General features: G+C 38.0%; 8 protein-coding genes. 7 read left to right on the top strand and 1 reads right to left on the bottom strand.

Features of this window, described 5'->3' with window-relative positions; translation table 11 throughout:
* From AC4MRQ_RS21665 to AC4MRQ_RS21635, 7 genes are all read left to right on the top strand, one after another.
* Positions 1–1422 (top strand): ABC transporter permease (locus AC4MRQ_RS21665; RefSeq protein WP_491199817.1); only part of this gene is annotated, 1422 nt, incomplete at its 5' end.
* 30 nt (positions 1423–1452) lie between these two features.
* Positions 1453–3858, top strand: a complete 2406-nt coding sequence (locus AC4MRQ_RS21660) for an ABC transporter permease (protein ID WP_491199816.1) — start codon at positions 1453–1455, stop codon at positions 3856–3858.
* Positions 3859–3909: 51 nt separating this feature from the next.
* Positions 3910–6357, top strand: a complete 2448-nt coding sequence (locus AC4MRQ_RS21655; RefSeq protein ID WP_491199815.1) for an ABC transporter permease — start codon at positions 3910–3912, stop codon at positions 6355–6357.
* Between the two features lie 31 nt (positions 6358–6388).
* Complete coding sequence (locus tag AC4MRQ_RS21650) at positions 6389–8794, top strand: ABC transporter permease (protein ID WP_491199814.1); 2406 nt, start codon at positions 6389–6391, stop codon at positions 8792–8794.
* A 524-nt stretch (positions 8795–9318) separates the two neighbouring features.
* Positions 9319–9918, top strand: a complete 600-nt coding sequence (locus AC4MRQ_RS21645; RefSeq protein WP_491199813.1) for a hypothetical protein — start codon at positions 9319–9321, stop codon at positions 9916–9918.
* Between the two features lie 156 nt (positions 9919–10074).
* Positions 10075–10530 carry a hypothetical protein gene (locus AC4MRQ_RS21640; protein WP_491199812.1) on the top strand — a complete coding sequence of 152 codons (456 nt, stop codon included), beginning with the start codon at positions 10075–10077 and terminating at the stop codon, positions 10528–10530.
* Between the two features lie 141 nt (positions 10531–10671).
* Complete coding sequence (locus AC4MRQ_RS21635) at positions 10672–11334, top strand: PrsW family intramembrane metalloprotease (RefSeq protein ID WP_491199811.1); 663 nt, start codon at positions 10672–10674, stop codon at positions 11332–11334.
* Positions 11335–11422: 88 nt separating this feature from the next.
* On the opposite strand, the gene AC4MRQ_RS21630 is transcribed toward AC4MRQ_RS21635, so the two are convergent.
* Positions 11423–12043 (bottom strand): DUF748 domain-containing protein (locus AC4MRQ_RS21630; protein ID WP_491199810.1); only part of this gene is annotated, 621 nt, incomplete at its 5' end.

The raw sequence follows: 12043 nt of genomic DNA, 5'->3' as shown, positions 1-12043 counted from the left end.
AAACGTTTTAACGAGCTGAGTATAAAAAGGATTTCAGGGGCTTCAGATTTTAATTTATTACTGCAATCGTTTATTGAAGCTTTCCTGTTCATGGGAATTTCACTTTTGCTCGCTATAGTTATTTTGTTGTTTGTTTTACCAATGTTCAATCAATTGGTCGATTATAACACCAGCCTGATTTCAATATTATCAAACAGACAAATCCTTTCTTACCTGCTGTATTTATTGCCCCTGCTTATTATAGTTGGTATAGCACCCTTTATTTTGTTTGCAGCGGTAAAACCCGTGGGTACACTAAAAAACCAACGTGGAAGAGTAAAGTACAGCGATCTGCAAAAGGCATTTGTTATGCTTCAATATGTCATTTCGGTAATAATGATAATAGTTGTTCTTACAATCATCAGGCAAAATAATTTTTTGAAGGATTTTAATGTTGGCTTCAATAAAGAAGAAACGCTTTTTGTACAACTCAATGCCGATATAAAAAACAACAAACTTGGTTTCAAACAAGAGTTGCAAAAAGTAGCCGGGGTTGAACACGTTTCCTTATGCTCAGGAATGCCCGGAGTGGGGATATTCAATATCCGTTTTCAACAAAACGGGAATGCACATAATATGGATGTGTTTTCTGTTGACAACGATTATTTTAAAACCATAGGTATCGATACAAAGGAAGAAGTTAAATTAAGTCCGCAAAGCTGCATTTTAACTCAACTGGCAGCAACTGAACTTAATTACTCAGACGATAATGGGTTTATTGAAATTGATGATAATGGAACCTTGCTGAAACTAAGGGTGGATGAGGTAATTCCTGATATTAATTTTCATTCATTATACGAACTGCCCAAACCAACCATATTTATGAGCCTGAATATTGATGCTTGGGTAGATTATGCTCTTGTAAGGGTAAAAACTGATAATGTTTTGGGAGTGGTTAGCTCTATTGAAGATGCGTTTAAAAGCTTTTCTGCTAATTTCCCATTCGAATATGCCTTTTTGGATGATAAGGTTAATGCTGCCTATCAGAGAGAATTCCGAACAGCAGAAATTATCATCCTGTTTTCAATTTTTACGATTATAGTCGCAGCAATGGGAATTTTTTCTTTATCGGTATATTCTGCCAACCATCGCACCAAAGAAATCGGCATTCGCAAAGTAAATGGTGCCAAAGTCTCCGAAATACTAACCATGCTCAATAAAGACTTCGTTCGATGGGTAGCCATTGCTTTTGTGATAGCCAGCCCGATTGCCTGGTACGTCATGAATCAATGGCTCAGTAACTTTGCCTACAAAACCAATCTTAGTTGGTGGATATTTGCTTTGGCAGGAGCACTCGCTTTGGGCATTGCATTGTTAACAGTGAGTTGGCAAAGCTGGAAAGCGGCTATTCGGAATCCGGTTGAAAGTTTGAGATATGAGTAGGGAAGGATTAGATATTTAAAATTGATTGACATGAACAATAATATTCGCTTCGCATTTCGAAATATCCTGAAGAATAAAATAAATTCTTTAATAACAGTGATCGGCTTAACGATTGCTTTTGCCTGTCTTCTTTTAATCTTTCTATATGTATCTCAGGAATTCAGTTATAATAACTTTCATGCAAAGAAGAACAAGATTTTCAGGGCTAATTATGTCATGCGTCTTGCTAATAATACCGAAAAAGAAGGTCTTCTTTTCGATCAGGAACTAACGGGGATTATAAAAGATAAAGTACCACAGGTTAATAATTGTACTGCTTTTCGTAGTGCGCATCATCCCTCATTAATATTCGAAAACACCAATCTTGAAGAGAATCTATGCATTACAGAAGCTGATTTTTTTGATATGTTCAGCTTTAAATTGTTATTTGGAAACAAAGACAAGTTATTTCAGAACCCTGATGAGATTGTAATTACCGTTAGTCTTGCCAATAAATTTCAGGCCATTCATTCCTGTTCGAAAGAAGAGCTATTGGGGAAAAATGTTTTTTTTCCAAAAACAGGGAATCAGCCTTTTATTATTACAGGAATTTTGGAAGATGTTCCTGAAAATTCAAGTATTCAGTTTGATGCACTCATTCCATACAAATATTCAGAAACTTTTCCATGGTCAGACAATACGTTTGGGAAATCATCTATTTTCTACGAAGTAAACCTGGAAGAAAATGTGCTTTTAGCAGAACAACAGGTTGGCAGTACAATTAAAGAGTATTACAAGGAAGTGATAAAAAGAAATCAGGGTTGGAAGTATTTGGCCGGTACAGATGAATGTTTGGAGCCATTCGCCCTGTCTCTTAACGATGTTTATCTAAGCAATATTAATTCTGATTACGAACGTACTAATAGCAAAACCAGCCTGTTCATCCTTTCAGTAATAGGATTTCTCATACTGATAATTGCCTGTAGTAACTTTGTGATTCTTTCATTGGGGCAGTCATTCAACAGAATTGGAGAGGTTAGTGTTAGAAAGGCCATTGGAGCCGGAACGCTAAATATTTTCAATCTGTTCTTTATTGAGAATGTTATTTTAACATGCTTCGCTTTTATTTTAGGGATAGCGCTTAGCTATACACTACTTCCCATATTTAATACCTTGGCACAAAACGAAATCTTCATCGAATTAATTAATATTTACCAGGTATTAACTTTTGTATTGCTTATACTGTTTGCAATTGTTTTGGCAACAAGTACAATTCCAATAGTTAAACTTTTAAAAGCCCAATCCAATCAACTGTCATCCAGATTTCAAAACAACAAGATTAAAAGCGGGAATACCCGGGTTTTTATTACGTTACAATATATCCTCTCTATTGTATTGATTATTTTAACCTTGTCAATCGTACATCAGACAAACTACATGAAGTATAAAGACCTGGGATTTTCGGCAGATAATATCATCAATCTTCGGGTTTATCATCTCAACAAAAGTGAGAAAATTGCGCTTCACGATCAGCTTATAAAAAATCCGGGAATTGTCGATCTGTCCTTTACAGACAGGAATTATGTAAGTGGCAGATCTTCGGGGCATGTAAGAGATAAGAATGGAGAACTTATTGAAGCCAGGGTCTTGAATGTTGATTACAATTATATTTCAACACTGAATTTAACGCTGCTTCAAGGTGAGAACTTTTCGCCATCCAACTCAGGAAAACAATCAACCATTATCAATGAGAGATTAGCAACGGCATTAGATATTAAAGAAGATGCTGTTGGACAAATAATAAATATGTATGGAAATGACATCAGAATTATTGGTATAGTAAAAGATTTCCATTTCGACTCCATGAAGAAAGAACTTGAACCTTTAATGTTATCTCTTCGAACCGATTATGGTAATCGAGGAAAATTTATCTTTATTAAGTATCACCCTACAGCATTGAGTCAGTTAATTCCGTTCATGCAAAAAACCTGGGAAGAAATTGCACCAGGTAAAGAATTTGATTTTAATTTTTGGGATAAGCAGTTAAACGAAAGGTACCAGAGCGAGGAAAGATGGAGTCAGATTGTTGGCTACGCAGCAATAATTGCAATTATAATTTCATCATTGGGGCTTTTAGGGTTAACGATATTAGTTATAAATCGCCGCATAAAGGAAGTTGGTATCCGAAAGATAAACGGGGCCAAAGTTTCCGAAATTCTCACCATGCTCAACAAAGACTTCATAAAGTGGGTGGTCATCGCATTTGTAATAGCATGTCCAATTGCATACTATCTCACGAATAAATGGTTAGAAAATTTCGCTTATAAAACCACTTTAAGTTGGTGGATATTTGCTTTGGCAGGAGCACTAGCTTTGGGCATTGCATTATTAACAGTAAGCTGGCAAAGCTGGAATGCGGCTAACCGCAACCCTGTAGAAGCTTTGCGCTATGAATAAAATGAATTATTAAAAACAGAATTAGAATATTAAGAACCAATAACGTAAACCATGGATCAAATCATTAAAAACATATTGATGTTACGTAATCAGATAAAGGTCTCACTTCGTAAATATATGCGTAATAAAGCCATTTTCCTGATCAATTTTATGGGGCTTATTATTGGTTTAACTGTTTTTATTCTAATTATCAACTACGCAAGTTTTGAATTCAGTTATGATACGTTCCACAAAAACGGCTCACGTATTTACCGGGTTGAAAGCCGTTTCTTTGAAGGTGATGTATTAACAGATGATTGGGCTACAAGTTCATATGGGTATGGCGGTGCCATGAAAGAGCACATTCCGGGCATTGAGGAAATTGTAAGAGTGGATTTGTATAATGCTGAGCAGGTTGTGCGATATGGTGATGTAAGATACAGGGAATCACGCATAGCTGGTACCGAACCAAGTTTTTTTAAAGTATTTGATTTCGAACTAACAAAAGGCGATCAGGCAGATGCTTTGGCACGACCCAATACGGTGGTATTATCAGAGTCGGCAGCCAGGCGCTACTTTAAACATGAAGATCCGATTGGAAAGATTTTAGAGTTTAAAACACCTGCACATACGGCGAAGTTAGAAGTGACTGGTTTATTTAAGGACATGCCAGAACATTCGCATATACAATTTGATATGCTTTACTCTTGGATTTCTTTACCTGAGTGGCGACGAAATTTCTGGTATTCGCATGAAATATATACATATGTACTTCTGAATAAAAACATAAGTCCGGTTAATATTGAAACGGCTTTCCCGGCAATGGCGGAGAAATATAAGACACACGATGCCTTAAAAAATAAGGTTTGGGGAATTCACCTTCAGCCAATTGATGAAATACACCTTACTTCCCAGAAACAATATGAAAGAGAGGTGAAAGGCAGCAGATTATCACTATATGCTCTTATTGGCATTGCCCTTATTATTTTGATCATAGCCTGGATCAATTACATCAATATTATTACAGCACAGGCTTTAACACGGCAGCAAGAAATAAGCATCAGGAAAGTGAATGGTGCAGGCAAGTCTCAGGTGTTTTGGCACCTTTTATCCGAAACGCTCTTTTTCAACCTGATGGCGTGTGTGGTAGCATCGCTCGTTGTGGTGATTCTGATGCCTGCGTTTAACAATTTTGTAGGTAAAAGTGTCGGCTTTTTCTTACCGTATAACACTCAGTTTTTTACCGGTTCTGTCATTTTATTTTTGGCAGGTATCATCCTATCCGGCATTTATCCGGCCTATCTTTTGGTTAAGACAAATCCAGTAGATACACTTAAAGGTAAGGGAAGCAGCACTACGCGTTCGGGCAACAATTTGCAAAAAACACTGGTTGTTATCCAATTTGCAGCTTCGTTTATTATCATTTGCGGTACCATTACCAGCTATTTGCAATACAGATATATGCTTTCGCAACCAGCAGGAGTAAATATTGATAATATGGTTGTGCTAAAGTATCCGGTTCAATCATCCAATCTGGGTGAAAAAGTTAAAAGTTTTAAAGAAGAAATCCGGAATGATCCGGTTTTTGTAGATGCCTCGGTATCCAATGCCATTCCCGGGATGGAGGTAGCCACATTTCTTTCGAATCACCGTGCTGATGATGATACAAAGCAAAACCGCTTGTATGAGATGCTGGCTGTTGATAAAAGTTACTTGTCAACTTATGGACTTGAAGTTGCTGAAGGCAGAGGTTTTTCTGAAGATTTTGGTGCTGAGGTAGACAAGTTAGTGATCAACGAAGAATCTGTGAAAATGCTGGGATATGCTTCAAATGAGGAGGCTATAGGCAAAAAAGTGAATATTGAAGGCGATAGCGAACCCATGCAAATTATCGGCGTTATCAAAAACTATCACCAACAATCGTTAGTAAAAACTTATACACCTATCATGTTAATGATGAAGGAGCGAAAAACCTGGATACCTATTCGCTATATCTCAGTGCGATTAGGGTCAGGAAATACGAGGGAGCAAATGAAGTTACTGAATCAATATTGGCAACGTTTCTTTCCCGAGTCAACTTTTGATAGCTTTTTCCTGAGTCAATTCTATCAAAAACAATATAATCAGGACAAACGCTTCAACACATTGTTTAACCTTTTCAGTTTATTATCAGTATTATTGGCATCGCTTGGACTACTTGCTTTATCCTTGTTTGCGACACTGGCACGCCGCAAAGAAATAGGTGTTAGGAAGGTTAATGGAGCCACGACATTCTCCATTGTCTTTTTACTGAATAGTACTTTCCTGAAATGGGTGTTATTATCAATCCTGCTTGCCATGCCATTGGCATTAATGGGACTCAATACCTGGTTAGCAAATTATGCTTATCACATACCTGTATATTGGTGGATTTTTGTTGTGGCAGGTTTATTATCACTGATCATTGCCAGCATTACTGTGAGTTGGCAGAGTTACCTGGCTGCAGTTAAAAATCCGGTTGAATCATTACGTTATGAATAACCCATTACTATAATATAAAAAAACAGACAAAATGCTGTACACAACTAAACTAGCTATACGCAAACTATTTACAAAAGGACAATACACCATTACCCGCATCATATCATTAGCTGTAGGATTGGCGTTTGGGATTCTGATGTTATCAGAAGTGTTTTACTATTACAGTTACGATAGTTTTTACCCCGATGCCGATCGTATCTATACAGTGCAGTCGAGTTTTAAACAGGATCAGCAAGCGGGCGAGTTTCAGATATACCCCAACGTGAGTGGAGCCATTGCACCGGGTATAAAGGCCGAAGTTCCGGGTGTTGAAGCAGCAACACGGTTAAATTCTATTGGTACTCATGTTATCTATAATGAGAATAAAAGGAGTTATAAAGGCAGGGTTGTACTGGCGGATGAATTTCTGTTTGATGTGCTGCCCCGACCCGTTATAAGTGGTAACCCACAGGAAATATTAAAGAGTCCTATGACTTGTATGATATCCAGTGAGATGGCCGGGATGATGGGTGGAAATGTGGTAGGAAGCATTATTGAATTAAAGAAATACCCCGGCAAAAAGTTACGTGTACAGGGAGTGTTTGAAACTTTACCCGAAAATACGAACTACACTTACGATATTTTAGTTTCGATGTCGTCCATCACGCAGTTTTTTTCCTGGGACGGATCAACCAACTGGTTAGGTAACGACCGGTATTATGCCTGTGTTAAATTAAATCCTGGTGTTAAAGCTGAAAGCTTAAGTGGAGCTTTACGCCAAATGCAGGAAAAGCATCAGGATATCGAACGTATTGAGGAAGAGCAGGGAGGAATGGTACTGAAATACGTGCTTAAACCCATCACGTCAATACACAAAGACAATTATATGGATATGATAATTATTATCAGCACCATTGCTTTAGCTGTATTATTTGTGTCGTTGATGAATTACTTTCTTTTAACCTTAAGCATGCTCATAACCAGGGCTAAAACATCGGCTATCTATAAAACATGTGGTGCTCAGGCTCATAATCTACGACAGCTAATTTTTATAGAGTCACTTGGCCTTTTTGTCATCGCATTGGTGGTGGCAGTATTTATCCTTTGGTTAATTAAACCTTTTGCGGAGTCGCAGTTAGGACATAGTTTAAGTGCCAATGTGAATCCCTATGTGCTTTGGCCATTATTAGCGATTCTAAGTATTTGGCTTTTATTGATGAGCTACTTACCCGGACGCTACTTCTCGCGTATCCCGGTTGCCCTGGCTTTTCGCAGTTACCAACAGAAGAAAAACAATTGGAAACAGGCTTTGCTTGCTATTCAGTTTGTTGGGGCTGCCTTTATTCTTACTTTATTGTTAATTGTAACATTGCAATACGATCAAATGAGAAAAGCGGATCATGGGTATCAGACAGAGGGAGTATATTATGGAGCTACTACAGGTATGAATGGTAACCAGGTACAGATGATACTTAATGAGCTTCGCAGCATGTCAGAAATAGAATTGGTAGGTTTGGGTAATGATATGCCTATCAATTGGGCTTCAGGTAACAATATTCTCTCGCCCGATGGGAAGCGTGAATTATTTAATATTGCAGATTTTTACGAGATTGATGAAAACTTTCTCTCTATTCTGAATATTCCCGTTACACAGGGACAGGCTTTTTCCACAGAATCAGCTTCAGTTAATGATGTCTTGATCAGTCAGAAAGGTGCCGATCGTTTGAGTATATATAATAATTGGACAGATGGGTTAATTGGGAAGCCCCTGGAAATAACTGAACATGGAGCCACTACAATACGAGGTACTTATCCTGATTTTATTATCAGATCATTAGCTAATCCTGACGACCGACCATCAGTATTCTTCTTTTGGCCTGAACAAACTTTTATTAAGGAGAAAAACAAGCATCCGAGCAGGACTTTTAATATCCTGATTAAAGTACATAATAACCGGCAGGCCGGAATAAAGGATAAGATTGCTGATGTATTCAACCAGGTATTGCCCTATAAGGATGCGGAGATTAAAAGCTTAAGCGAGGAGCAACAACTTAAATATAATCAGGAGAAAGGTTTTCGCAACGCTATGATGGCAGGTAATTTTGTAATCTTGCTGGTAACCATTATTGGCTTATTGGGATATACCGCGAATGAAACGACACGTCGTCAAAAGGAGCTGGCTATACGTCGGATTAATGGTGCCGGAATCTCCAAATTGATTCAGTTTTTTGTGATGGACTTACAATACCTGGCTATTCCGGCAGTGCTGATAGGATTAATAGGAGCGTGGGCCACGGCCGATAAATGGATGCAGAATTTCGCATACAAAATACCCTTGCACTGGATTTTATTTTTAGGCTGTGGATTGCTGATGCTGGCTTTAGTAGCGGGTGTGGCCATAGTTAATTTTATCCGTATTGGTAACCGCAACCCAGTGGAAGCTTTAAGATATGAGTAAATAACGATTACTTTAGAATATTGTAAATATTCTGACCTTATTGGGAAAAATCGTTAACTACAGTTCATAAGCAGAAAATCGGTGCGGGAGGCCATTAACTGTATTTAAAGCATTCCCTAAACACTGAGGCAAGTCTTTATCTGTAGTTGATAGCTTCCTCAACAGTGCGGCGACCCTTTATCCAGAGTTAAAGCCTTTTCAAAACAATTTGGAAGCCCTTTAACTATAAATAAAGCCTTCCCTAAGCATTGCGGCAAGCCTTTATCTATAGTTGAAGGCTTGCCCAAACAAAAAGTGGTCATTAACTCTGCGAAATGTACCCGACTGCACAAAGCGCTTATTTTTGCAGAAAAATCACCTGATTGCATGCGATAAAAATAGGTCGTTAGACATGCCGATTACTTAATATTAGAGTTAATAAAATCAATTGAGGGGCATATACATAAAAGATGAATTTTAAATCATCCTAAAAAGGTATGATTATTGCTTAAGAGAAGCATTATTAATCTTAATCTCTAATCATTATGAAAATAGCCAGCTTTAACCTGCTGTTATGCCTGTTTCTACAGTGCAATTTTTTATCAGGTCAAAATCAAACCGTAATTATCGATCATTCACACTGCCAAACGGGGCACTTTAAGTGGGGTGAAATGTACTATTCCGCAAGTTTTAAGGGCCTTAAAATGATGATGCATGATATTGGTCTTGAGAATCCTGAACTACATGCCAAGATGATTCCTGCATTCAACAATCTGGAAAAGAAAAAGCGATCGGGAAATAGTGTTTTGATCAGTACAAATGCAGTAGGTGGGTTTATGTTATTAGGTTCTTTAACGTTCTTACGGAAAAACGAAATGGAATCATCCATTTTTTCTCCGGGAAGTACTTTTTACAAGCCACCCAAAGAAGTAAAGACAACCAACACAGCTTTGTTAGCAACAGGAAGTGTTTTGATGCTGACTGGTACAATTATTGGCATGTTGCTTTATCCCAAAGAGCAGGATATCTACGACTTCATTAACTTGCATAACCGCAACAGTACCGACAAAAAGATTGATTGGAAAGTTAGATTAAACTGTACACATGAGCAGACACTGGGTTTGGCTGTGCAGTTGAGGTTTTAAGTTTCGACATCTTTGATTTGGTGATATCGCATAATTTTTGTCTATCCAATTAGTAGTTTTCTTTAATCAGAAGATTGTTTTATTTGCTTGTTTGTTTAACATTGATGCTTATTTTTACAAGCAATCAAATGTTTTATTAAATAATTTCGCAGAACTATGAAAAAACTAAATGCAGCAATCATTGCATTATTACTATGCTTAGCTACCAGCCTTAATGCTCAAACGAAAGTAGAGACTTTAACCGAATTTCTTGACGGAATCATCAAGTTTGAGAATGCTTCGCTTAATGAAGGTACACCCATTAAGGATATTAAGGTACTGGCTGGTGAGCAGGCAGACTTAACTAAAGATCTTACAAAAGAGAATATTAAGGAGGTGTTGGAGACTGCTAAATCGTATCATTTTTGTGTGATTACAGTGGGGATTCATACAATCACCCGCATCACCGATCTGGAATATACACAGATGAGTGGCTCATGGGGAACAAAAATGCCGATGGGAGAGGGCTATGTGCAAAAGAATGGCCTGAATCTGAAGAATGATTACATCAATAATATCATCGGTATCCCTAACAGTCAGGAGCGTAAGATTTATTTCTTCAATAAGAAATAGTACAGTATCACTCGTCATCCGACAAGTTTTAGCAAGGATCGTATCTTTATTTGTTTAATGGATTTAAAGATACGATCCTTAACTGTAGCTGTATTTACTATTTTAGCCAGCTATTCTATTTAATATCAATATTCATCTGACATGAACTTACTAATACTTGCTATTGCTCCTGTAGCCATTATTCTCGGGTACATATACTATCGCGATAAATACGAAAAAGAACCTATCTGGCTCATGGCGTATTGCGTCCTCGGCGGAGCACTCAGTGTTATTCCAATTATTGCTTTGGAAATGTTGCTATCCATACCTTTGGCCAATATTGAGGGCTATGCCCATGCTGGTTGGAATGCTTTTGTGGTGGCCGCCTTTAGTGAGGAACTGTTTAAGTTTGCAGCAGTGATGCTCATTGCCTGGCGCAGTCGTCATTTCAACGAGAAAATGGACGGAATAGTCTATGCCGTTAGTGTATCCATGGGTTTTGCATTAATCGAAAACATCACGTATGTGTTTAATACCGGCGCAGGCACTGGTATTATGAGAGCGGTGACAGCCGTACCAGCTCATGCAATAATGGGTATTTCCATGGGGTTTTTCCTGGGTAAAGCCAAGATGGAATCAAGCAATACAAGTGTTAATCTGTTTTTGGCTTTTATAACAGCCATTCTTATTCATGGCGTTTATGATTTTATATTGATGTCGGGCATGCCTTACTTAATGATTGTTTTTGTGGTGTATCTGGTCTGGATGTATCGTTATGGCTTTAGAAAGATAGATGAGTCGGTGGAGGAATCACCATTTAAATAGAGGATTTATGAAAAAATACACTCGTCGTCCGACTAATAAGCATCATATTAATTTAGTCGGGCGACGAGTATTGTAAGAAGTTCACTTTTTAATCAATCGATACTTCCACCTTGTAATTACAACTCTTTAACTGCTCAGGCAGGTTGCGCAAATCAGCTGTTGATACATCAATACTGGTTGAATCAACACCTTTTTCTTGTAGCAGATAATAGTTAAGGTTTTCATTACGATTTATCAGCAGTTTGGTTAGGGCATCCTCCAGTTCAGCTTCTCCAATTAATTGGCGACAGGCATTCGACAGAGCTACACCTTCCGATCCGGGTACATTGGTTGCAATGTAATTCAGGAAATCAGGATTGTTATCTTCCAGTTCCATCAGGTGTTGATTGAAAGCAGCAATTTGCTCTTCGTTATTCAAAGGCATGGACTCTGCCAGCATCTGTTTCTTCGCCATCATGATTGCCATGGTGTTTTTCTCTGTTTCAGGATCTGTTTGCTGCACAAAACTGAAGTTGAGTTGCGGCTTTTTTGTCAGGATTTGTGCAATCTTATCGAGCGTCTCTCTTTGGTCGATGGAAAGGGAATCCTGAGCATAAGGCATGGGGATGTTTTCAAGCTCTTCAGGACGAGTACCTACCAGGTTTCCTAAAGCATTAAAAGGTGATGCTGCTGCCTTAATGATGAGGTTAGATAAAGCTTTCCAAATTAA

Source organism: Carboxylicivirga sp., assembly GCF_982718395.1.
This window is presented reverse-complemented; position numbering and strand designations above follow the sequence as displayed.